Here is a 22,249-nt window from a genome sequence, read left to right as displayed (position 1 = left end):
CTTCTGCTCACCGGCATCGGGCCGCGGCCTTTGAGAGTCGAACCTTGGGGGAGAGGAGCAGTCCACCGTCGGAGGATGATGCTGTGCCCGGAACATACAGCTGCTCAGCGGCTGGTATCGAGCCGGTCGGACCATGCGGCAGCAAGCCGGCGGCGAGTAGCGAGCCGATGTGGAGACGCTGCCGGCGTGCTGCGTGCAAGCATCCGAGCGTGGCAGGCAATGGCAGGCAATGGCAGGCCCTGGGACGCAATGTCATCGCCGGCGCGGCAGCCGGCTGTCCCGCGCTCTGGGCATCCGCGCGTACCGGTCAGACCGCTTTGGCGGGCCCTGGGCCCGCTTATGAGGCGGCAGGAGCAACCGGTCTTCATACGCAATGGAGCCGCAGGCCCGGCGTCTCGCGAACAACTCCTTGGTGCGGTGAGATTCGGCCGTCGGATCCACGCAGTGGTCGGGTCTCGGAAACTGCGTCCCGGAACTCGCACTCGCAGCAGCGTAAACAGATGGGTTTGCGGACAACCGATCCATGGTCATGCGCACCGCACGGTCACGGACTTCGGGCGGGAACTGCTCGGGGATAATCACTATCTTTCGCACAGAAGGTAGCGGCATCAAACCCGGGACGGTTCAACAAGTCCCATGCTGATCGAGCACAAGTTGGGGTCAGGCGGTGGTGATACGGCCCGCTAGACTCTCTTCATGCGCAGAACGTCGGCACGAGGCCCCTGCGCCGCTGGGAGGGAGCGCGTGCTTATCCTGTCAGCAGGGGTAGGAGCGGGGCACAACAGCGCCGCGGCGGCGGTGCAGCAGGCGTGTGCCGCGCGCGCCGACATCGACGAGGTGCAGGTGCTGGACGTGCTGCAGGTGAGCAGCGTGCTCTACCGCACGCTGCTGGGCAAGGGTTACTTCGTCCTGGTTGAGGACTTGCCCTGGCTGGTCGAGTGGGGCTACAACATCAACGACCGTCCGTTCCGGCGCCGGGGCCCAGTAGACCCCTGGACACGGGTGAACGCTCTTCCGGTGATCGATGCGATCAAGCAATTCCGGCCGACCGCAATCGTGTGCACGCACTTCCTGCCAGCCCAACTGCTGGCGTCGCTGCTCCTTCGCGGCGTGATTGACGCGAGGACCGCCGTCGTCACAACGGACTACGACTTCCAGGGCCTATGGCTAACGGGCGCGTTCCACGCCCTCTTCCTGGCCAGGGAGGAGGGGAGGGTGGAACTGATGGCGCTGGGTTTGCCCCCCGACCGCGTCGCGGCCACGGGCATCCCGATCGCCACCCCGCTGAACCCAGCGCCTGCGCGCGATGCAAACGGGCCCCCGATGCTGCTGATCTCGGCGGGAGCGACCGGCGGCGACTATGCCGCCGCGATCGTGCGGCAGACGCTGCACATGCGCTCGTCATTTACGGCCACGGTCCTGTGTGGACGCAACAATGCGCTTCGGCAGCGCATCGAGCAGCTGGTGGCGCCCGCTGGCGACCGCTACCGGGTGCTCGGCCTCACGGCGGAGATGCCGCAGTTGCTGCGCCGCGCCGACCTGTTTGTGGGCAAGCCGGGCGGGTTGTCTGCGTCGGAGTGCATGGCTGCAGGGCTGCCCATGGTGCTAGTGAACCCCATCCCGGGGCAGGAGGTCCGCAATGGCGACTACCTGATGGAACAGGGGGCGGCGGTCCGCTGCAACACTCCCGCCACGATCGGCTGGAAGATCGACGAGGTACTGCGCGATCCAGGCCGCCTGCAGCGGATGCAGGCGGCCGCGCGCAGAACGGGCCGCCCTGACGCTGCGGCGGACGTGCTGACCGGACTGCTGGACGGGCCGTCCCGTCCCTTGGTCGTGACACGCGCGGCCCAGAAGACAATCCTCGCCGAGAGCGAGCAGCGCGTCGTTGCGACCGATCTGACGGGACCCTCCTCGCTGGTCCGCCTGGTCGACCTGGCTGCGGGCAGCACGGTCGCGCTGCTGCAGGCCGAGGAGCTGGGAGATCTGCAGAAGCGGTACGCCACCCCGGACGGGGGCCTGGTACTGCGGGGCGGCCACGCGCACGTGTCGCTTAGGTGGGAGGAGCGGCGGCTGCTCCGCGCCATTCTTCGGGGGGACGACGAGCTGCCCGTCCGCGTCGAGATGCCCCCGCCGACCCCTCGCATCCTTCCCGCGGGACCGGCCGGACACGACCTTAAGGACTGAATTGCTGCAGTCACCGGAGGAGTTATGAAGGACAGGACGCCCGTCAGGCCGTGCAGGCAGCTATCTGCCAGGTGGCCCCCGACGTCGAGCTTGAAAACCTCGCCGGCCATACCTGCTGTGCTCGACAGTGTCGTTGGGTGCCCACTGTTGTGTGCTTACCAGGTCTTCAACAGCACATTTGCGTGGCGACCGCTGCTAAGGCCGTTCTAATTCAGCTTTCAAAGAGCCGTTCGGTGTCATGGACGGCGAAGGCGCTTTGGGCCCCGTTCCGCGTGAACAGCATGTCGTCCGCGGCGAGCCGGACCTGGCAGCGTGAATCCCGGGGACAGGAGCTGGCCAGCTGCCTTGGCAGCACGGCGGTGATGGTGGGGGCGCGGCGGCTGCGCCGGTATGGTCCATGAACCAATGCCGGCGTCTTCGGGGCCGCCGGCTGCGCTGCTTGGTCTGAAAGGTTAGCAGGGACTTCCAATACCCCGTCGGAGTAGGTGGCCTTAATATCTCCTTCCTTAACATCGTCGGGAAGCGGGACGCTGCGGCTGAAGGGTCCGCACCGGAATCCGGACCGGAAGCGCTGGGAATCAAACAGTCTGTCCAGGGAGTGCATCAGCCCCGACGGATGCATAAGCGTGTTGAATAGCAAGGTCCAACGGGTCGTCGCGAAAGGACACCATTTCAGCAGGTCAGACATGACAGCTTCTCCAGACCCTGGGCAAGGAAGAGCCTTCAGCGGACCGGTGTCCCTCCAATAGATACTGCGGGCGAAAAATGCAACAAAGACGAAAGGCCCCTGGGGCCGCCGAGGTTCGGCATTTCTGGTCTTCCGGCTAGCATTATTGGATGACCACTGCGGTCCACCATTCCGAAAATGCCTTCTCGCTGGCACGCCGGGCGCGAGGAGTGGTGCGCCGCGTCCCGGTCTGGACATGGCGGCTCCTCATGCGCTCAGCGAGCTCACGTGAGCGGACGAGGTTTAACAACGAACCCATCACGGAAGTGGACTACGTCCACGACATAAATTACCTGGGCGACAATGTGCGGGCGCACCACCTGGACGTGCTCACCCCCCCTGCTCCGGCTGTGGACAGCCCTGAGGGGAGAGCCGGGAACCAAAAGTCCTTTCCTGTCTACGTCTATTTCCACGGCGGAGGCTGGACGTCCGGGGACAAGTCAGCGCTGACCAAATACTGCGCAAACCAGGCGCTCGGCGGGATGGTTGTGGTCAACGTCAACTACCGCCAGCCTCCCCGTTTCCACATGGGCCATGTTCTGAGGGATGCAAATGCAGCCTTGGCGTGGGTAAGTGCGAACATAGGCCAATACGGCGGGGATCCGGAATGCGTGATCTTAGGGGGTGACTCCGCCGGCGGTCAGATCGCAGCTTTGCTCACCGCTACCATCTTCAGGCCTGAGCTCGCCGCGCATTACTCCTTGAAGCCAGCTGTCCCCGGGAAGCACCTGAAGGGACTGGTTCAGCACTGCAGCGTGGTTGATTTCTCCGTGTTTTTCAAGAGCGGCTTTGTCCTCAGCCTGAACTTCGTCCGAATGTTGCTGCCATCGGCCGGCAAGGCCAGGGGCTGGATGCAAAGTGCCTTCTCCACTGGCCCGGGCATGGAACGGTTAAGGGCCGCGGCCAGCTTCGTGTCTCCCATTGAGTGGCTCGACGGCCGCTTCCCACCGGTGTTCGTCACAACGTCCGAGCGCGACTTCTTTTACGAGGCGAACGTGAACTTCATTAAACGGCTTCAACAGGACGCCGTGCCAGTAGACATGTTGATCTACTCCTGGGCGAATGCCAACACTGAACACACATGGCAGCAGGACTACCGCTATCCGGAATCCCAGGAAGTATACCGGCGCCTGCGCGCTTTCGTCCGGAATATCTCACAGCAGCCTATTGACCATGACCCCGCACCCTAGGCAGCCGTCCGGGCTATGTTTGGACCATGGCAGCGCAGACGCAGGGTCAGGAACCGTCCGGGGTCGATCCAGAGGCGAATGGCTCCACGAGGGTTGATACGGCTGCCCTGCGGGATGCCCAACTGGGGGACGCAGACTGGACCATCCCGCCTGCTGGCTCCGTGACCCTGCGCATCCCCGTACCCAGCGGTCAACTTGCGGCCCTGGCAATGGGTGACCCCGACGATCCATGGATCGTACTGGTTCCGGGCGCCACTGGCTCGAAAGAGGACTTCTCGCTCATGATGCCGGACCTGGCCAGCGAGGGCTTTTTTGTACTGAGCTATGACCTGGCCGGCCAATATGAGTCAGCAGCAGCGGGGCCGGAGACGCTGGTTCCACCAAAGCGGCGTTACGACTACGAACTCTTTGCCGGGGATTTCCTTGCAGTCATCGAGGCCGCCGGCAAACCCGTGCACATAGTGGCTTACTCCTTCGCCGCCATCGTTGCCCAAATCGCCTTTTCGAAGAGACCGGACCTGTTCAAGAGCCTCACCCTGTTGAGCTGCCCGCCGGAGACCGGGCAAAGCTTCCGTGGCGTCAGCCGGATCGGCCGTTTCAGCAGCTGGGCCAATGACCGGATCGGGGCAGCCCTGCTGATTTGGGGCATTCGCAGGGGCTTTGTCCCGGTTCTCAAGGGGCGCCGGCAGTTCGTCAACTACCGCTTCCGTTTTACCCGCCGGGCCGCTGTCCGGGACATCTATGGACTGATGAAGAATGCACCGGATCTGAGGAAACTCCTGGCCGACGCCGCACTCCCGAAGTTCGTTGCGGTCGGTGAGCATGACTTATGGCCTTTGCACCTGCACCGGCGTTTCGCGCACGCGATCGGAGCCCGGATCGCCGTCTACCGCGGCGGCCACAGTCCCTGTGAAACATCGCCACACCAGTTCAGCCGTGACCTGCTGGGCCTTTACGGGAAGGATAGCTGAACGGCGTCGGAACACGCGTCATCGGCGGTCCCCCCATGCTTACCCTTCCCGGACCGGCCGACCGGATTGCCATTGTGGGGTCATCACCGGTGGATGCTGTGATGGCGAGGTTTTTTCTGAGCGGCAAAGCGTTGGCCTGCCCGGCGCGGTTTTTTACCTCGGCTGACAAAGCCGTCGCCTGGCTCACGGAAGTGCCTCAATGAGGCAATCTCCCGGGACTGTCCGCTGTGTTTAAGTCCGACGCAGTGCTCGATCGTGTGGGCCCATCCCTGGGGGCCGTCCACTGTTTGTTATCGAAAAGGTACTGGCACTCGAGCTGCGCCGGTGCATTCCGGCTGCCCGTTTAAGCGCGGACGATATAAGACGGTGGTCAGCAGAAATGTACAGCTGAAGAAATGCACCGTCCGGAGCGGCTAGGGCGCGTGTTGTGCCGGTTCCCGGCCTGGCACTTCGGTGGCGAGGGCCGTCAGCCATGCCGGAACGGATTCCGGCGGGAGGGGTTTGCTCCATAGAAAGCCTTGGGCGAGGCGCACGCCAAGCCGGCGGAGTTCCGAGAGCTGGTCGCTGGTTTCGACGCCCTCGGCGACCACATCGAGGTTCAGGCTGCCGGCCATGCCGAGTACAAGTTCGATGATTGTCGCGCCATGGGGGTTTCTTCCCAGTTCGTCCACGAAGGTGCGGTCGATTTTCAAGGTCCGGGCTGAGAGCCATCGGAGGTAGCTCAGGGATGAATACCCCGTGCCGAAGTCATCGATCGAGAGCCCGATGCCGAGGTTGTGGAGCCGTTGCAGGGTTTCCTTAGGCAAGTCCGGTTGTTTCATGAGCACTGTTTCGGTGACTTCGAGGTCGACGGCGGCAGGGTCGATGCCCGAAGACAGGATGGCTTCTTCCACGACATCGGGGAAGTCTTTGGCGAGGAGCTGGCGTCCGGAAATGTTCACGGCAGCGGAGAAGTTTCCTGCGCCTGGCGCGTTCCTGCGCCATTGCTGTACTTGGCGGAGGGCTTCTTGGAGCACCCAGGTGCCGATCGGAAGGATTAGCCCGGTTTCCTCGGCGATGGGAATGAAAGTATCGGGCATGATCAGTCCGTGCTCGTGATGGTGCCACCGCAACAAGGCCTCGAAGCCGACGGGTAGGGCTGTGGAGAGGTCCATGATGGGCTGGTAGTTGAGGGAAAGCTCGCCGCGGCCCAGGGCCAGTCTTAGGTCGGATTCAAGGTCAAGTCGCCCTGCTGCCCGTCCGGTCATCCGCACGTCATAGAACGCGGAGGAGTCTCCGCCGGCTGATTTGGCTCTGTACATGGCTGAGTCAGCCCCCTGGAGCATTAGTTCGGCCGTATCGTCGTCGTCCGCAAGTGCGATGCCGACGCTGACGTTGAGGTAGATCTGCCGACCGTCGACGTTGAAAGGGCGGCGGGTGGATTCCCGGATCCGTTCGGCCAGCACCCCGGCGCCGCGCATCATGAGGTTTTCGCAGACAATGACGAATTCATCGCCACCGAACCGGGCAACGGTGTCGCCGGTTCTCACCGCAGCCTTCAGCCGTTCTCCGAGATGAATCAGGATCGTATCGCCGGCTCCGTGGCCGATGCCGTCGTTGATCAGTTTGAACCGGTCGACGTCGACGAACATCACCACGGGCCGGGAGGAGCGTTCAAGGCAGCCTTGGAGTACTTCCGTGATCATGTATCTGTTCGGCAGACCCGTCAGGGCGTCATGGCGGGCACGCCACTCCAGGATCTGTTCTGCGTCCTTGCGATCGGTGATGTCCAGGACGGTGTCGAGAAACCGGACGGGGTTCCCGTCCGGGCCCTTCACGCTCCGGATTCGTGAATGCAGCCACCGTTTCTCGCCGTCTGCCCTGATGATCCGGTATTCGAAATCGGCGGTGTCAGCACCGTTGTCCAGGCTCTTCCAGATTTCGCGAACCAGATCCCGGTCCTGCGGATGGGTCAGCTCGAGCATGGCTTCCCGGGAGTCCAAGGCGTCCTCCTGCCGTCCGATGATCCGTGAGAACTCCTTGGAGTGCCAGGTTTCTCCGGTCTCGACGGTGTATTCGATGCTTCCGACGTGGGCCATTTCCTGCGCGGCCAAGAGCCGCTCGCGCTCGGCTGCGGCTGCTGCCTTCAGCCGGTGGATCTCGGTGATGTCTCTGGCGATGGCGGAGGCGCCAACCTGGGCGCCGTCCGGGTCGTACACAGGAGAGACCGTCAACTCCACGTCGATCATTGATCCGTCCTTGCAGCGCCAACGCGCTTCGACGCCTGTGACGAATGTTCCGCTGCCGATTCGTGCCGCGACTGCGGTGTCGAAAAGGACATCGTCCAGGGTGGTCAGCAGGCGATAATTCTGTCCGATGGCGTCCCGCGAGCTCCAACCGAACATGCGGGTGGCCCCTGCGTTCCAGCTGGTAATGGTGCCAGCCAGGTCAGCGCCGATGATCGCATCCCCTGAAGACTCCACCATCGCTGAGAGCCGGCGAAGGATCGCCTCACTGTGCTTGCGGTCCGTGATGTCCTTCGAGATCGCCACGACCGCCACGGGGACCGTGTGCCGGCCGCGGATCGGGCTGACCGTGGCATGGACCGGGAAGTCCCGGCCTGTCCTGTGCCGCGTCCATAGCTCACCGGCCCAGTCCCGGCCGCGGGCTACGCTGTCCGCTATCTCCCGAGTGGTGGCGCCCGGGCCCGGCGATTCGCTACCGCCGACGATGGCAAGATCGGTGATCCTTGCTCCCAGGGCCTCCTCTTGGCTGAAGCCGTAGAGCCGCTCCGACGCGCGGTTCCAGTACGTGATCCTGAACTGCGCGTCCATGCCGATGACCGATTGCCCGATTTCATCGAGCAGCAGCGATTGCATGATCAGATCGTCATGTTGCTCCTCAGCCATTGGTCCCCCCGTGGGCAGCATCCGTTAGCAGGCAGTTCTACCTTCACAACAGTTGGTTCGGGCCGAAGTGCCATTCTGAGTCTGTAGCCTATCCGGGACCCACCAAAGGGCCTATAGAACATGGGCGGTTTTCTCGCCATCGATCGTGTGAGTGCTGCCCGGTGATCATCACGGCTCTGCCGGCTGGCGGACGGCCCGGGCAAGCCAAATGCCGAAGGACCCAAGGGGCCAGGCCGGGCGCTTATGCCTGCAGGAGGGCGGACCGAGTCACCTTGGCCGCGTTAGAAAAGCGCATGGCTCCGGTTCCGGCGGCCGTCGCCCGAAAATCGATACGCCTTCAAACGCAGAGTCGGCGCCCCGGGGTCTTCCCCGGCCTATGGCCCGCCACGGTCGATAGGGGTGGCCGCCATCATTGCCATGGAATTCTTGTCGTTCGGCGACTACCTGGATGAATCAGGCAGTTATGCATACCGAGCCCGGACTGGTTCTGCGCGCAACGCTTTGTGATGACAATGGGGATCGGATCACGCGACGACCGTGCCTTCAGAGGGAGTCGGCTTCCGCTCGAAGCGCGGTCCCATACTACCGTTGACACTCCTCAGGGCCGCGAGGAGACTTTTTAGGGGGAGCCTTTTCGAAAGGAGCCCTAAATGCCGTGGCATGTCGAGGGCACGTATTTTGAGAATTGCAACTGCGACATGGCCTGCCCGTGTTCCACTTCAGGGCTGACCGCGCCGGCGGATAACGAACGCTGCAACGTGGCATTGGCCTTCCATGTCGAAACCGGCGAAGTCAACGGTGTCGACGTCGGCGGTCTGACAGTCTGCGTCGTAGCCGATACTCCGGCCTTGATGAGTGACGGGGGCTGGAAAGTCGGGGTTCTGCTGGACGCCGCCGCCTCAGCTGAGCAGGCAGAAGCGCTGGGTGCAGTCTTCGGTGGCCAACTCGGCGGACCGATGGAGGGCCTTGCCCCCTTGATCGGTGAAATGGCGGGCATGGAGTCACTCAACATGGCCTACGCCGACGACGGGCGTGTCCACCAGGTCCGGATTGGCAGTGCCGTCGACATGGTGGTTGAAGACTTCGTGTCTCCCCTGGACCCCACGGGACTAGGGGTGAAAATCAGCGGAGTCGGATTCCCGGCCGACACACTGGCAGCCGGCACGTCCAGCACCGCCCGCGTCGACGTGTTCGGAATGACCTGGGATAACGCCGGGAAGAACTCCTTCTCGGCGCCATTCGCCTGGTCCGCCTAAGTGCCGGGCAGGAGTGGTCTGACCGTCAGCCACCATGCCGCGGAGTTGGCATTGATCGGGTGTGCCGCACTGGCGTGGTATTTCATTTTCTCAGGCCTCGCCGGCATGTCTGCGGGCGCGGGAACCATGGGACTGGGCTCTGGGGTTTCTTGGGCGTGGGGACGCTGATGATGGCGGCCATGATGTTGCCGGCTCTGGCGCCTCCCACTTCCACGTACCTCAGGACCATTCGTGCCGTCCGCAGCCGCGGAGTCCGGGCCGTCCGGACAACTGCCCCGTATTGGCGGTGGCGGCCGGCGTCTACCAGCTGACGCCGCTGAAGGATTTCTGCCTCAGGCACTGTCGGTCGCCTGTGGCATTCCTGTTGCACTTATCCGGGTACAAGGGCCGACTGCGGGATGTCCGCGTCGGCATGTATGTACCACGGAGTGTGTATTGCGTGTGCTGCTGTTGGGGGCTCATGGTGGTGCTGATTGCTGTTGGCATGATGAACCTGGCATGGATGGCGGTGCTCACAGTAGTGTGAACGCGCTGGGGTGTGGGTGCGTCGTGGTTATCTTGTGCGGGGTCTGCTGCTAAATGGCGGCATCTTGTGATCGCGTCATGTCGCACTCGGGGCTTCGAGTTCTTGCAGGGCATGGGATTAGAAACATTTGAGTTGCCAGACTCTGCACCACAACTTAGACCTGATCCAGACCACTTTTTGTGCCCGGGCTATTCTTAGCGTTCGCCTCGTTCAAGGTTGGCTAGTTCTGATTCAAGTTGCTGGGTCAGGTTGCGCAGGCGGCGGATGTGCTCTTGGGAGACGCGCCCCGGCTGGCTGGTGACTTGTGCGTCGACGTCGAAGACTGTGTTGGGGCTGTGCCAGACGTTGAACCATTCGAGACCATGGCCGAGAGCGTCACGGGTCACGCCTTGGAGCAGGAGCAGTGGTTCCCGCGTGTTGATGTTGAGTTTCCGCGCCAGGTCAGGATCTGAGGACACTGCCTGGACCTGACGGGGGCCCCCGGCAGGGTGGTAACCGTGGTCGCGCATCAGGCTCAGGAGGGACGCGTCTTCGAGCAGCTCTACGGTGAAGTGCGGGAAGAAGTCGCGCGGGACCCAAGTGCGCATGAAGGCAACGGGAAGATCGTCGAGGTAGCGGACCCGCTCAATTTTCCAGGTGTTGGTGGTGTTCAGGGCCTCGATGCCTGCCTGGGGCGGCTCGGATGGTTCCACGCTGAGGACATGGGTGCGCAGGCGCTGGCCGTGCGCGGCGGCCTGTTCGTCCAGGCCGCCCGCGCGCTGAACGTGCCGTCGAAGGACGGGCGTTGCGGCCACTACGCTTCCGCGGCCGCGCTGGCGTCGGATCAGGCCGAGATCGGCAAGGCCTGACAGTGCCTGACGCACGACGCTGCGGGAAACCCCGAACTGCCTTTGCAGCTCCTCTTCGGTGGGCAGAGAGGAGCCCGGGGAGAGTGCAAGGTCCACGATCTGCCGGTGCAGGATGTCCCGGATTTGCGCATGGAGCGGGCCGCCGGCTTCCCGGTTTAGACCACCGTTGCGTCCGGCCGGCTCCGACGCTGTTTCTGCTGGTTCCAAACTCACAACTCCTTTGCCACTGTGCAAATCTTAGCTCTCCCGCTGCCTCCCGGCGGGCTGCAGTGTTATCAGTCGGGCTTGACGTGATCCTCACCACCTATTATTGTACGTATCAAAGGTACGTACAACTCCGGCATTGGTTATCACTGAAGATGCCATGGAAACGGAGTGCGAGTCGCCTGCTTGAGCCCGCGTCGGCGAGTGAGCTACGTGAAAGTACCTGCAGGTGACAGTCGGATACGTGAGTTTCAAACCCCCTCGAATTGGAGAATCCATGCGCGACCCGCGCTCGGTGCGTTGCACCTACTACCTAGAATCCGAGATTGACCCCGGGAAGGCCGCCGCCATCATGGCCGGCGAGCAGTCCAGCGGCACCTTCCTACCGGTCCCGGGCGAATCTGCCCGGATCCGGGAACGGCACGCCGCCCGGATATCGGATGTGCAGGAGCTTGGTTTTTGCCGGCCTTCCTTGCCGTCACGGACCAACCCGGAAAAAGTCCGCGCTGCATTGGTAACCGTCGACTTCCCGATGGAGAACGTCGGAACCGACCTGGCGACCTTGCAGACTGCCATCGCAGGCAATCTCTTCGAGCTGGGCGATCTGTTTGCCTGCCGGCTCCAAAACATTGAACTGCCAGAGGACTTCGTGGCAGCCCACCCGGGCCCGGCCTTCGGCATCGAGGGGACGCGCGAACTGATCAGTGACGTTCAGGGCGTGATGGTCGGCACCATAGTTAAGCCCAATGTCGGGCTCTCGGAAGAAGAGTTCCGTCTGGTGGTCCGGGATCTGGCGATGGCGTCCATTGACCTGATCAAGGACGACGAGCTGATGACTGATCCGGCGTACCTGCCCTTGGAACGCCGGGTCGCGGTCGCCACCGAGGAAATCCGCGCCGCCGAGCAGGTTACCGGCCACTCCACCATGTATGCCTTCAACATCACCGGTGACCTCGCCGGGCTGCAGAAGCGCCACGACCTGGTTGTTGCAGCCGGCGGCACTTGCGTGATGCTGAACATCCCCGTGATGGGAATGCCCGCCCTGGCTTTGCTCCGCAGCTTCGCAGAGGTCCCCATTCACGGCCACCGCGCCGGCCTCGCCGCCTCCATGCGGTCCAAGGCCCTGGGCATGGATTACCGGGTCTGGCAGCAAATGGCCCGCCTTGCCGGCGCCGATCACCTGCATGCCAGCGGGCTGGGCAGTAAGTTTTACGAGCTGGACGAAGAGGTCGCTGCCAACATCCGCAGCCTGCTCGAACCCCTCGGGCAGACCATTGCACCGCTGCCTGTGTTGTCCTCAGGGCAGAATGTCACCACACCCGGCCCCACATTCGACGCGGTGGGGTCCACCGATCTGATGATGCTCGCCGGCGGCGGCGTCGCCGCCCACCCCGACGGTCCCGGCGCAGGAGTGCGGAGCCTGCGCCAGTCGTGGGAAGCAGCCGTGGACAGAGTGCCGCTGCAGTCGGCGGCCGACAAACTCGCGCAAACCGGGGACGATGCTCTCCTGCATGCAGTTCAGACTTTCGGGAAAGGTGCCTGACATGCCAGCCTTCGGTTTCGTCGCGGACGACCTCACCGGAGCCGCCGACGTCCTTGCCCAGTCCCACCGCTACGGCCTTGAAGCTGCGCTGGTGATCGGGGACGCGCCGCTGCCCACGGACACCGACGTCGTCGGGTTCGCAGGACCGGCCCGATCCCTGTCCGGAACAGCGTTCGACACCCTGGTCACCCGGGACCTCGCCGGGATCGCGGCCCTGCATCCGGACGTGCTGCTCTACAAGGTCTGCTCCACGTTCGACAGCTCCGTCACTGTCGGGAGCATCGGCCGCGGGATCCAGCTGCTCCATCAGCAATTCCCCCAGCACGGCCCCATTCCCGTGGTGCCGGCCCAGCCCGGCTTCGGCCGCTACACCGCCTTCAGCAATCACTACGCCACCTACGCCGGCAAAATCTATCGGCTGGACCGCCACCCGGTCATGTCCCGCCACCCGTCCACCCCCATGTCCGAATCGGACCTGCGCCAGGTCCTGGCCGAACAGCTCGGCGGCACCCCGATGCCCGGGGCGATCCACCTGCCCGACTATGAGGACGGCACCTTCAAGGACTCCTGGGCGGAACGGCGCCGGGAGCCCGGGGCACAGGCCTTCGTCGTCGACGCCGTGGATGAGCGCCAGATGGACGACATCGCAGAAGCACTCACGCGGGAAAAACACGGCCACGGCCCCTCGATCGTCGTGGGATCCGGCGGCATCATGGCAGCACTGGCACGGTCCATCTCAGACCAGCCACCGCGCACACCTGGACCGCACCGCCCTTCCGGACCGGTTCTCGCCGTCAGCGCTTCAGCCTCTAGCACCACAGCCGACCAGATCAACGACGCCATCTCAAATGGCTGGGAGGACGTTCCCGTACCCGCCGGACTGCTGCAACGCGATGACACCGCCCTCGCGGCCGCCCTCGATGAACGCGTTTCCGCTGCCCTCCGGGCAGGAAGGAACGTCGTCGTCCACACCACCCGCGGATCGGCGGACCCCCGCTATGAAGCCGGCAAACCTGTGGACGCCGGCTACGTCGGCACACTCATCGGCGGCATCGCCGCCAGGATGGCCGATGCCGGACTCACCCGCGACATCGCCGTCTGCGGCGGTGACACCTCCAGCCACGCACTCATTGCCATGGGTGTACGCCAGCTGCGCGTTTCCGACCAGTTCGTCACAGCCGGACCAATCCTGCAGGCCGACGGCGCCTCCGCTGTCGGAGAGTGCAGGCTCCTGCTCAAAGGCGGACAGGTCGGCCCGACCGACATCCTTCGCCGCTTCGCCGGCCAGCTCCCCAGCTGATACCCCAGCACAATCCTCCACGCATCACCAGAACCAAGGAAAGGCGGCCCCCATGCGGGCAGTAGCTAAGAACGCAGCAGAGCGAGGCGTCACCTACGTCACCGACGCCGGCGACCCTAAGGCAACAGAAGGCACAGTCGTCATCGAAGTAGGAGCCGCGTCCCTGTGCGGCACCGACCGCGAACTCTACGAATGGACCCCGTCGGCCCAGGCGTTCAACCTCAACCTTCCGGTCATCCTCGGGCACGAAGGCGCAGGAACCATCGTCGAGGTCGGTCCCGGAGTCACCGGACTGCAGGTTGGTGACCAGGTTGCCCTCGAAAGCCACCTGACCTGCGGACAGTGCTTCCCCTGCCGCACGGGAGACGCGCACACCTGTGAACGCACCGGGATCCTAGGCATGCACATCGACGGCGTGTTCGCCGAGTACGCCGCCGTGCCGCAGGACATCTGCGTCAAGCTGCCCACGGGACTGTCACTCGAATCCGGAGCCTTGCTCGAGGCAGCCGGCGTGGCCGTGCATGCCATCCAGCGCGCCAACTACTCCGTCGCTGGCCGGGCCGTGCTCGTCAGCGGCGCAGGCCCGGTCGGCCTCGTCGTCGTGAACCTGGCACTGCTCATGGGCGCCAGCCATGTCATCGCCGTCGACCCCAACCCCTACCGGCGCGCCCAAGCCGAAAAGCTCGGCGCGACAGCCCTGCACCCCAACGACGGCATCATCGAACGCTGCCGCGAACTGACCGGCCGCCGCGGCGGCTTCGACGTCGCCTTCGAATGCTCAGGAGCGCCCGGCACCCTGACAACACTTTTCGAAGCCGTCCGCCGCGAAGCCACCGTCATCACCGTCGGCCACCCCAGCCGCCCCGCCGAAGTCGACATCGCCGCCTACATCAACAAAAAAGGCATCACCCTTCGCGGCATCTTCGGACGCCGGCTCTGGGAAACCTGGGAACAAAGCCTGCTGCTGCTGGACTCCGGGAAGCTGGACCTCGACTGGCTCATCACCCACCGCAAAAAACTCAGCGAAATCGACGAAGCGGTCGAGCTGCTTACCGGAGACGCCTGCAAAGTACTGCTCATCCCAGGCCTCGGCTAACCCAACCCAACAACGGAACTGACGGTCCGACCCGTGCAGCTCGCAACCACTCAGCTATTCACAGGAGAAATCAATGTCGATTCCCATCAAGAAAGCCCTGGAAAAAGTCCCCGGCGGCATGATGCTGGTGCCCCTTTTCATCGGCGCCATCATCCACACCCTGGCCCCGGACGCCGGTAAGTTTTTCGGTTCCTTCACCGGAGCCTTCTTCACCGGCCTTCCGCCCCTCCTGGCCGTGTTCTTCGTTTGCCTCGGCGCAACACTCGAAGTCAAGTCAACCCCCTACATCCTCAAAAAGGGCGGGGTGCTCCTCGGCTCCAAAATCCTCTTCGCCATCCTCATCGGCGTCATCGCCGGACGCTTCCTCGGCGAAGCGCCCATCGAAACCGGAATCCTTGCCGGCCTCTCAACCCTCGCACTCGTCGCCGCCCTGAACGACACCAACGGCGGCCTATACATCTCCCTGATGGGACAGTTCGGCCGCAAACGCGACGCCGGAGCCTACTCCATCCTCTCGCTCGAATCCGGCCCCTTCCTGACCATGGTCACCCTCGGCATCGCCGGCCTCGCTGCCTTCCCCTGGCAGGCACTCGTCGGCGCGATCCTCCCGCTGGCACTGGGCATGCTCCTTGGAAACCTGGACAAGAACATGCGGCATCTTCTAGCCCCGCTGGTACCGGCAATGATTCCGTTCCTGGGCCTGGCCCTCGGCCTGACCATCAACCTCAACGCCGTCGTCGAAGCAGGACTGCTCGGCATCGCCCTCGGACTGTTCGTGGTCTTCATCGGCGGCGCAGTGCTGCTACTCGCCGACAAACTCACCGGCGGCGACGGCGTAGCAGGCCTCGCCGCAGCAACCACAGCCGGCAACGCGGCCCTCGTCCCCGCCATCATCGCCACAGCCAACCCCGTTTATGCGCCCGCCGCGGAACACGCCACAGTGCTCGTGGCAGCCTCGGTCGTCGTCTCCGCAGTGCTCTGCCCGATCGTGACCTCAGCATGGGCCCGCCGGGTGCAGAAGAAACTGGTCGCAGCAGAAATGAATAAGAGCCCGGCCGAGGTGGCAGCCGTACGCGAGCACGCGGTGGAACCTCAAAACTGACCCACGTAGTACCAAACGCAACCGGGCGGGGCATGCACACAATGCATGCCCCGCCCGCTCTCTTTACAGAAGCTTGATAAAGCCGGGAAGGAGCAACATGAACGCGGACCCTCAGATGCCAAACGTCCTGACCCCTGGGGCAAAAGGCCGCCCCCTCAGCTATCACAACTGGGTCCACCTAAACCCAGGCGATCGAGTCTCCGTCAAACGGAGCGGGCTCGCGCAAGAGCAGGGCACCGTGGACGACGTAGGCGAGGACGCAACATACTTTTAGGTCTGGATCGACAAGCAAAGCCGAACCCTAATCTTCCACGGTGACGGGTCAATTATTCACTAAATCCTCCGTTAGCCACCCACCGCGAGAGGTCCGCTCAGCTACGACCTAATAGGTGTCTCGCAACCCTTGGAATACGAGACGTCACACCATCTGACCGAGAAACCCCGTGCCGTTTTTTACCGGCAAGCGCCGATAGCGCCAACACGACATGCCGGCCGCTATCCAGGGCGGCCATGCGACCTGCGAGATCGGGCGATGAGTCAGGTATCCCGGAGGCCGGAACGAGTTCCCAAGTCAAGGCGCTCCTTGTGCGCTGTGTGTCTCGTGAGCCCCGGTCCCGCCGTGCGGGTTCCTACCCTTTCATTGTTGCCAGGAACTGGTCGCGCAGAGCGATAGCGACCTTTACCGGGCATCTGACCTGTCGTCGATCGCACGCGACCAGTTCAGTGCCCATCGGGCAACTTTGATCTAAGTTCTTCTGCACGGGCAGCGATGGCCTGACGCTGGTCTCGGGTGAATCTTCTAGCCTGCAGGTCGAGGACAAACCGGCTGCCCAGCTCTCCAACACCCAACAGATGATCCACCCGACGCCTTGCTTCGTCCACGTCCTCTGAATCCTCAATCACCTCGAAGACTTCGTCCCGCCGATCCATCGCCTGCACCAGAGCCTCGACGATCATCAACTCTTGCCTCGTCTGCCGCGCATCCTCATCCATGCCGCGATTCTTGCACGACAGGCAGTCTTTGGGGCATTTCCGTCCAGTTTGGGGATCCCTCACCGGGTCGCCGCATGTGGCTTCGCGGCATCAGGCGGCGGTCTTGGCCTCCAGCCGTGTTTTGAGCTCGGCGAGCATCGCCTCCACGTAGGGCTCGTGTTCCTTCACCATCATTTTCTCGATGGGCTTGCCTACGACCGGGACCTTCACGTCCCACTCGGCCTCTGCGGTCACCCTGGTGCCGCCGTCGGCGGGTTCGAACGTGAACCTCCAGGTCGGCTTCTCCGCAAAGAAGTGGACTTGCGCGACGATCCGCTGATCGGGGACGACTTCGGTGTACTCGACACCGCCCGCCAGGCGGAAGCCCAGCAGATGCGTGTTCAGGCGGGCCGAAGTGCCGACACCTTCAGGCTTGATGTCGACATCCGTCAACTCGACGTCCTTCATCTTCCACAATTGGCTGATGTCCAACGCGAAGTTGAAGACTGTGTCGACCGGGGCGTCGATTGTGATGCTGCGTGTCAGTGTGGCCACTGTACTTAACTCCCTCAATATGGACGGTCTCCCGTCTTCGTACTCCGACGCTAGGCAGGTGGGATGGCAGGCTCTAGAGGAGAAGGTCCCGGCTGGCCCGGGCATCGCAGGGGACCACATCGCGGACATCCCGCCCGGCTGCCTGTCCGTGACTCACCGCAGCGCAGCCGCAGAAGCGAACACTCGCGACGCCCACGCCCACACCCGTGCCACACGCTCATCGGCAGTTCCGGTAAAACGTGCCCCTGGCGCAAAGCCGCAAATGGCCGCCCCCCGTAAGGCAAGTGGAGCCGGCTGTCGCGCCGAGCGGTTCCTCCCGCACTGCGGCGCGCCCCCGGCAAGGAGAAATGCACCCTGTTCGCCTGCGGGTAGGACTTTGAGCCCTAGCCTCGGCCTGTCGATCAGGCGATCCTCTTGTAGAAACGCAATGTCCATCAGAACGAGTGTCATGGCCGCCGCGCAATGATCTGGCCGTGTCTCGAGAACTTTTGCTTTTCGAGACCATCTACGAGCCCAAATGGGACGGCTACTTTCACTGAACCCTTGTCAATCCCCTCTCACAGCGTCTGGCGCTGACAATGCCTCTATCGCTGGTGCGTTGATTCTGGCGGTGGAGGTTAGCCGACGCGGCCAACCGGTACGGGGAATTCCCATGGCCCGCGTCGCCCTAGCCTGGGTGCTGAACAACCCCGTCGTAACCGCACCGATCGTCGGGGCCACCAAGGAACACCACCTCCCCGACGCCGTCGCCGCGACGTGGACCGCGCGCCGACGCTCGTAGTACGCAACAGCTCGACCCGCGCCACCCCCCACAGCACTTCACCAAAGAACACATGAAATTTCTCCAAACAAAGTGTGGGCGGCATTGCTGCGGGCTCGTTGATAAGGGCCAATCGGCCCATGCCCAGCCAGGGTCCGAAAGTCAGGATGGCGCCCATCCTGCCGTCGATTCCGCGTGAGCGGATAGGTACTCGGGGGAGTGGCGGAAATTCAAGGGCCAGAGTCCGGTTCGATTCCCACCTCGGGCGGACGCTGTCACGCTCAAGCGACTTGTCCTTGGTGCCAACAAGCAGTCCTTCGAAATCGCACAGCATGCCATAGTCAAGAACCAGACCAAATCACCCACCGTGGCGTCAGTGATTCAGGAACACATCGACCTTCTTGTGCGCCCGTCCGTCGGGACTGTCCACCCGAACCAAACGATGCTGAAACTGCACATCGCAGATGTCATCGATCATATTCCTGTCGACAAGCGCGACTACCGGCACCTGACCTACTGGATCAAAACGATGCAGAAGAGGGGCAGGTCTCCGAAGACCATCAAGAACAATCACGGCCTGGTCTTCGAGGCCATGCAGACGGCTGTCATGCTTCGCTACCGGAGGGACAATCCCTGCCGGCACCTCCAGCTCCCGTCAGGTGGAAAGGCAGAAGACGAGGCGCGGTTCCTACTGCACGCCGAATTCGGCATGATCCGTGAGGGTATCCCTCAACGGACGCCGGAGCGTCCTTTGCTCCGTCGGCTAAATGGTGCGGACCGACTGGGTCTTGCGGAGCTGGGCGATGCCGATGATTGTCAGTGCGGCCGTGCCCAGCAGGATCACTATCAACAGCAAGAGAAGCGGAAGATTGTGTGGGGCAAGCTGCGGAATGCGGCGCGAGGGCACAGCCAGAACGCCCACGAAGGCGCCGAGCAGGCCGAAGTAGGTGCCGGTCATGAAACTGCGGTGAGCTTTGATGTTAGCCGCCGCCGTTGGTGCCCAGGATCTTGATGGCCTCCTGCGAGGCGACCGGGCCTCCGGGAATCGTCTGGCTGATTCCCGTTGCTTGATTGGTGACGTCGGTGGACCAGAAGTTCTGCACGACCCCGCCGATCACCATAACGACGGCGGCCAGCCGGCCGGTCCCGGGAAGTCTGGCCTGCGGCGCCTCAGCCGACGTGGACCCAGGGCCGTTTGGTGACGTCCGGTTCGGCTTCGCGGAGCACTTCGCGGGTCACCGGAGCGATTTCGCCCTCGCCCAGGAACAGGAATTTCAGCAGGTTAATGACCGGGTTGCCCTCGGTCCACCGGAAGTAGATGTGCGGCATCAGGCCCGTCACGTCACGGATGTGCAGCAGCACCGAGGCGATCGTGTTCGGCACCACCGGCCCGTGGACCTCCAGGATCTGATATCCGTGCCGGGTCACGCCGCGGACCTCCAGTGCTGTTTCGAAATCGGAGGAATCGTCCACGATCACCTCCAGGAACAGCGCCTGGTGCTCCAGCGGAAGATGGCTCACCTCGATCGCGGAGGTGAGCTTGTCCCGGTAGGCCTCCGGGCTCAGCCGGAGCGGTTCGTGGGCGATGAGCGCGATCGGGCCGGACAGGTTGGAGGACATGAATTCGAGCGCCGGCCTGTCCAGGTGGACGTGGGTGGCGTGAAGTTCAAAGGACCGCCGGATCCGGGAGAGCAACGAGATTACGATGATGCCCGCGATGAAGAACCCTGCGATCCGGATGCCCTCGGGCCGTTCGAAAATGTTGGCCACCGTCGTGTAGATGAACACCACGGCAATGACACCGAACCCCATCGTGCGTTTACGCTGCTTCCGGCGCCGGGCCGACAGGGTCACGGCCACCGCTGCCGAGGTCATCAGCACCAGCACCCCGGTAGCGTAGGCGCCGCCCTGGGCGTCGACGTCGGCGTCGAAAAGCCAGGTGATCAGGAACCCGACGGCAGTGAACACGAGTACCAGCGGCCGCACGGCCCGCGCCCACCCGGGGGCCATACCGTAGCGGGGCAGGTATCTGGGGACCAGGTTCAGTAGCCCCGCCATCGCGGAGGCGCCAGCGAACCAGAGAATCGCGATGGTGCTCACGTCATACACGGTCCCAAAACCCGGGCCGAGGTATTCGTGGGCCAGGAATGCCAGGGCGCGTCCGTTGGCCTGGCCGCCGGGCTGAAACTCCTGCTCCGGGATCAGGATGACGGTGGTGAAGCTGGTCGTGACGAGGAAGGCACTCATGATTACTGCTGCGGTGGTCAGGAGCCGGCGGGCACCGTCGATCCGTCCGACCGGTTTGTCTTCGGTATCCCCGGGCCTGCCTTTGATCTGCGGCATTACGGCCACACCGGTTTCGAAACCGGACAGACCCAGCGCCAGCTTCGGAAAGACCAGCAGCGCGATGCCGACCACCATGAACGGATTCCCATGGGAGGAGGTCAGTGCATGCCACCAATCGGCCACGGCAACCGGATGGGTAAAAGCCTCGACAATGGTCGCGGCCACCACGACCACATTCAGGCCCAGATAAATACCGACCAGGACGACGGCCACACCAATGGCTTCCTTGAAGCCGCGCAGGAACACAGCCCCCAGCAGTGCCAGCAGGAACAGCGTGACCAGAACGTTTTGTCCCTGCATCCAGGACGGCGTGAAGGGGTTCTGGATCGCGTGCGCCGTCGCATCGGCTGCGGAAAGGGTCATGGTGATCATGAAGTCCGTCGCCGCGAACCCCAGCAGCACCAGAACCAGGAGCTTCCCGCCCCAGCGCGGCAGAAGCCGTTCCAGCATGGCGATGGACCCCTCGCCCCGGTGGCTCTCCCCGGCAACCCTGCGGTACACGGGCAGGGCACCGAGCAAGGTGACAGCGACCAGCACCATGGTCGCGAGTGGTGAGATAACGCCCGCCGCCAGGGCGGCGATGGCCGGCTGGTAACCCAGGGTGGAGAAGTAGTCGACACCCGTCAGGCACATCACCTGCCACCACGGATGCCTCTTCAGATGCGAATCGCTCACCGCGCCGGGCCCCTGGTGGATCCCCTTGGCGTCCTGCAGGCCGAACAGCAGCCAGTTCCTGAAGTGGTCCGCGGCTCCCGGCCGTGCGGCCTGGGGATCCGCCGGCGGCCTGCTCATCGTGGTCATAGCGGCCTTCCCTTGCGATGCGCGCCATCGCGGTCACTGCCGACGCTAACACCGGCTCCGCGCTGTGACATCGGCGTCGGAACAATCTTGACGGATCCTTAACGCCGGAACGATACGGACATCCGGTGAGGCGCTTGTCCGGGACAGGACGGCCCGCAGCCTGGACGGTGGGACGGATATCAGTTCGGCGGGGCCGGGACTTCAATGTACAGGTTGAATCCGGCGGCCGCCGGCAGATACCAGTGCCTGCGGTGCCGCAACGGCCGGTAGACGTGGCCGAAAGGGTCCTTCACGTGGACATGTTCGGGCAACTCCTCATGCCCGAGCCAGCGGTCAATATCCTCCAGATCGGTAGGTTGCGATGCAACGCCACTGACATCCATGGTCCAGGAGCCCCCGGCCGGCTCCGGCCCGTGTTCCAACACCAGCGTTTCGAACAGGTCCGAGACCACCTCGTCCCTGGTCAGGGGGAAGAAGCGTCGAAGCCGGTGCCGTTCCGGGTGCGCGTTTTGAGCGTCTAGCCATGCCTGGCGAAGCCAGTGGAACTCCACAGGGCCGCGCAATGGTCCCAGGACCAGATGCCGGTTCGAATCCAACGCCAGACGATAGGCGCGGCCGCTGCGGTCGATAATGCACGCAGCTTCCCCGACATACTCAAATGCCGACACAAGGTCCTGTTCGGACCGGTGATACGAAAAGTCGCCGCTGTCATCGACCGCGATGAAATCCCGGGCGTCACCTGTAGGACCCGGAAGACCGGATGTGCCCTCGATCCGCTGCGCCGTGTTGTTCATTCCGGTTGGCTCCTGCCGGGGACTAACCGCGGCCAGGGTGGTCGGAGCGTCCTCTTCCTTCATGACATCACCGGCAACGCCGTACCGGAACCTGCCTTGATGGTTTCCATACGCCGGCACATCGAAAATTTGCGTGATCTTAACGCGACCGACATTCCGTAAATCAGGGTGCCCCCGAATCTG

At 63.5% G+C, this 22,249-nt stretch carries 19 protein-coding genes and 2 pseudogenes; 10 read left to right on the top strand and 11 right to left on the bottom strand.

The window, feature by feature from the left end:
• The first annotated feature begins 696 nt into the window (after positions 1–696).
• Complete coding sequence (locus ACFVWT_RS08450) at positions 697–2,187, top strand: glycosyltransferase (RefSeq protein WP_390246928.1); 1,491 nt, start codon at positions 697–699, stop codon at positions 2,185–2,187.
• 211 nt (positions 2,188–2,398) lie between these two features.
• Here ACFVWT_RS08450 and ACFVWT_RS08445 read toward each other — a convergent pair whose 3' ends face one another.
• The gene (locus ACFVWT_RS08445; protein WP_390247145.1) at positions 2,399–2,593 is read right to left on the bottom strand and encodes a hypothetical protein; all 195 of its coding nucleotides are present in this window, start codon (positions 2,591–2,593) and stop codon (positions 2,399–2,401) included.
• A gap of 36 nt (positions 2,594–2,629) precedes the next feature.
• Positions 2,630–2,791: pseudogene (locus ACFVWT_RS08440) on the bottom strand (Hsp20/alpha crystallin family protein); the annotation flags it as partial.
• 233 nt (positions 2,792–3,024) lie between these two features.
• On the opposite strand from ACFVWT_RS08440, the gene ACFVWT_RS08435 reads away from it, so the two are divergent.
• Positions 3,025–4,104, top strand: a complete 1,080-nt coding sequence (locus ACFVWT_RS08435; protein ID WP_390246926.1) for an alpha/beta hydrolase — start codon at positions 3,025–3,027, stop codon at positions 4,102–4,104.
• A 26-nt stretch (positions 4,105–4,130) separates the two neighbouring features.
• Positions 4,131–5,075: an alpha/beta fold hydrolase gene (locus ACFVWT_RS08430; RefSeq protein WP_390246924.1), complete on the top strand. Its 945-nt coding sequence runs from the start codon at positions 4,131–4,133 to the stop codon at positions 5,073–5,075.
• Between the two features lie 413 nt (positions 5,076–5,488).
• Here ACFVWT_RS08430 and ACFVWT_RS08425 read toward each other — a convergent pair whose 3' ends face one another.
• On the bottom strand, positions 5,489–7,963 hold the full coding sequence (locus ACFVWT_RS08425) for an EAL domain-containing protein (RefSeq protein WP_390246922.1): 2,475 nt from the start codon (positions 7,961–7,963) through the stop codon (positions 5,489–5,491).
• 650 nt (positions 7,964–8,613) lie between these two features.
• On the opposite strand from ACFVWT_RS08425, the gene ACFVWT_RS08420 reads away from it, so the two are divergent.
• Both ACFVWT_RS08420 and ACFVWT_RS08415 read left to right on the top strand, forming a co-directional pair.
• The gene (locus ACFVWT_RS08420; protein WP_390246920.1) at positions 8,614–9,219 is read left to right on the top strand and encodes a DUF1326 domain-containing protein; all 606 of its coding nucleotides are present in this window, start codon (positions 8,614–8,616) and stop codon (positions 9,217–9,219) included.
• Positions 9,220–9,280: 61 nt separating this feature from the next.
• A complete protein-coding gene (locus ACFVWT_RS08415) occupies positions 9,281–9,745 on the top strand; it encodes a DUF2182 domain-containing protein (RefSeq protein WP_390246918.1) in 465 nt (154 codons plus the stop codon).
• A gap of 194 nt (positions 9,746–9,939) precedes the next feature.
• On the opposite strand, the gene ACFVWT_RS08410 is transcribed toward ACFVWT_RS08415, so the two are convergent.
• Positions 9,940–10,806, bottom strand: coding sequence for a GntR family transcriptional regulator (locus tag ACFVWT_RS08410; protein ID WP_390246916.1), 867 nt, complete (start codon positions 10,804–10,806; stop codon positions 9,940–9,942).
• A gap of 268 nt (positions 10,807–11,074) precedes the next feature.
• Here ACFVWT_RS08410 and ACFVWT_RS08405 point away from each other — a divergent pair, with 268 nt between their 5' ends.
• The 4 genes from ACFVWT_RS08405 (at position 11,075) to ACFVWT_RS08390 (ending at position 15,838) form a co-directional block, all read left to right on the top strand.
• The gene (locus tag ACFVWT_RS08405; protein ID WP_390246914.1) at positions 11,075–12,340 is read left to right on the top strand and encodes a RuBisCO large subunit C-terminal-like domain-containing protein; all 1,266 of its coding nucleotides are present in this window, start codon (positions 11,075–11,077) and stop codon (positions 12,338–12,340) included.
• 1 nt (position 12,341) lies between these two features.
• The gene (locus ACFVWT_RS08400; RefSeq protein WP_390246912.1) at positions 12,342–13,640 is read left to right on the top strand and encodes a four-carbon acid sugar kinase family protein; all 1,299 of its coding nucleotides are present in this window, start codon (positions 12,342–12,344) and stop codon (positions 13,638–13,640) included.
• A gap of 52 nt (positions 13,641–13,692) precedes the next feature.
• Positions 13,693–14,736, top strand: coding sequence for a zinc-binding dehydrogenase (locus tag ACFVWT_RS08395; RefSeq protein ID WP_390246910.1), 1,044 nt, complete (start codon positions 13,693–13,695; stop codon positions 14,734–14,736).
• Positions 14,737–14,809: 73 nt separating this feature from the next.
• Entirely contained in the window at positions 14,810–15,838 is a 1,029-nt protein-coding gene (locus ACFVWT_RS08390) for a 2-keto-3-deoxygluconate permease (protein ID WP_390246908.1), read from the top strand.
• A gap of 720 nt (positions 15,839–16,558) precedes the next feature.
• Here the strand turns inward: ACFVWT_RS08390 and ACFVWT_RS08385 are convergent.
• On the bottom strand, positions 16,559–16,831 hold the full coding sequence (locus tag ACFVWT_RS08385) for a DNA gyrase subunit A (protein WP_390246906.1): 273 nt from the start codon (positions 16,829–16,831) through the stop codon (positions 16,559–16,561).
• Positions 16,832–16,921: 90 nt separating this feature from the next.
• Positions 16,922–17,365: a DUF2505 family protein gene (locus ACFVWT_RS08380; RefSeq protein ID WP_390246904.1), complete on the bottom strand. Its 444-nt coding sequence runs from the start codon at positions 17,363–17,365 to the stop codon at positions 16,922–16,924.
• A 610-nt stretch (positions 17,366–17,975) separates the two neighbouring features.
• Between ACFVWT_RS08380 and ACFVWT_RS08375 the strand changes: the two genes are divergently transcribed.
• Positions 17,976–18,146, top strand: coding sequence for an aldo/keto reductase (locus ACFVWT_RS08375; protein WP_390246902.1), 171 nt, complete (start codon positions 17,976–17,978; stop codon positions 18,144–18,146).
• A gap of 352 nt (positions 18,147–18,498) precedes the next feature.
• On the opposite strand, the gene ACFVWT_RS08370 is transcribed toward ACFVWT_RS08375, so the two are convergent.
• From ACFVWT_RS08370 to ACFVWT_RS08350, 5 genes and pseudogenes are all read right to left on the bottom strand, one after another.
• Positions 18,499–18,768: a hypothetical protein gene (locus ACFVWT_RS08370; protein ID WP_390246900.1), complete on the bottom strand. Its 270-nt coding sequence runs from the start codon at positions 18,766–18,768 to the stop codon at positions 18,499–18,501.
• A 120-nt stretch (positions 18,769–18,888) separates the two neighbouring features.
• Positions 18,889–19,083 carry a hypothetical protein gene (locus ACFVWT_RS08365; RefSeq protein ID WP_390246898.1) on the bottom strand — a complete coding sequence of 65 codons (195 nt, stop codon included), beginning with the start codon at positions 19,081–19,083 and terminating at the stop codon, positions 18,889–18,891.
• A 25-nt stretch (positions 19,084–19,108) separates the two neighbouring features.
• Positions 19,109–19,261, bottom strand: a pseudogene (locus ACFVWT_RS08360) (potassium-transporting ATPase subunit KdpA); the annotation flags it as partial.
• 34 nt (positions 19,262–19,295) lie between these two features.
• Positions 19,296–21,272, bottom strand: coding sequence for an amino acid transporter (locus tag ACFVWT_RS08355; RefSeq protein WP_390246896.1), 1,977 nt, complete (start codon positions 21,270–21,272; stop codon positions 19,296–19,298).
• Between the two features lie 179 nt (positions 21,273–21,451).
• The gene (locus tag ACFVWT_RS08350) at positions 21,452–22,066 is read right to left on the bottom strand and encodes a hypothetical protein (protein ID WP_390246894.1); all 615 of its coding nucleotides are present in this window, start codon (positions 22,064–22,066) and stop codon (positions 21,452–21,454) included.
• Positions 22,067–22,249: the final 183 nt, after the last annotated feature.

Source organism: Arthrobacter sp. NPDC058288 (genome assembly GCF_042880995.1).
GTDB lineage: Bacteria > Actinomycetota > Actinomycetes > Actinomycetales > Micrococcaceae > Arthrobacter.
Note: the sequence above shows the minus strand (reverse complement) of the source record. Positions and strands in the feature narration are given on the sequence as shown.

Bases quoted from the DNA above. Each gene is read 5' to 3' on its own strand.
- ACFVWT_RS08405 (WP_390246914.1), top strand. From the start codon at position 11,075: ATGCGCGACCCGCGCTCGGTGCGTTGCACCTACTACCTAGAATCCGAG.
- ACFVWT_RS08435 (WP_390246926.1), top strand. From the start codon at position 3,025: ATGACCACTGCGGTCCACCATTCCGAAAATGCCTTCTCGCTGGCACGC.
- ACFVWT_RS08450 (WP_390246928.1), top strand. From the start codon at position 697: ATGCGCAGAACGTCGGCACGAGGCCCCTGCGCCGCTGGGAGGGAGCGC.
- ACFVWT_RS08420 (WP_390246920.1), top strand. From the start codon at position 8,614: ATGCCGTGGCATGTCGAGGGCACGTATTTTGAGAATTGCAACTGCGAC.
- ACFVWT_RS08355 (WP_390246896.1), bottom strand. From the start codon at position 21,272: ATGACCACGATGAGCAGGCCGCCGGCGGATCCCCAGGCCGCACGGCCG.
- ACFVWT_RS08365 (WP_390246898.1), bottom strand. From the start codon at position 19,083: ATGACCGGCACCTACTTCGGCCTGCTCGGCGCCTTCGTGGGCGTTCTG.
- ACFVWT_RS08400 (WP_390246912.1), top strand. From the start codon at position 12,342: ATGCCAGCCTTCGGTTTCGTCGCGGACGACCTCACCGGAGCCGCCGAC.
- ACFVWT_RS08350 (WP_390246894.1), bottom strand. From the start codon at position 22,066: ATGAACAACACGGCGCAGCGGATCGAGGGCACATCCGGTCTTCCGGGT.
- ACFVWT_RS08425 (WP_390246922.1), bottom strand. From the start codon at position 7,963: ATGGCTGAGGAGCAACATGACGATCTGATCATGCAATCGCTGCTGCTC.
- ACFVWT_RS08430 (WP_390246924.1), top strand. From the start codon at position 4,131: ATGGCAGCGCAGACGCAGGGTCAGGAACCGTCCGGGGTCGATCCAGAG.
- ACFVWT_RS08390 (WP_390246908.1), top strand. From the start codon at position 14,810: ATGTCGATTCCCATCAAGAAAGCCCTGGAAAAAGTCCCCGGCGGCATG.
- ACFVWT_RS08395 (WP_390246910.1), top strand. From the start codon at position 13,693: ATGCGGGCAGTAGCTAAGAACGCAGCAGAGCGAGGCGTCACCTACGTC.
- ACFVWT_RS08385 (WP_390246906.1), bottom strand. From the start codon at position 16,831: ATGGATGAGGATGCGCGGCAGACGAGGCAAGAGTTGATGATCGTCGAG.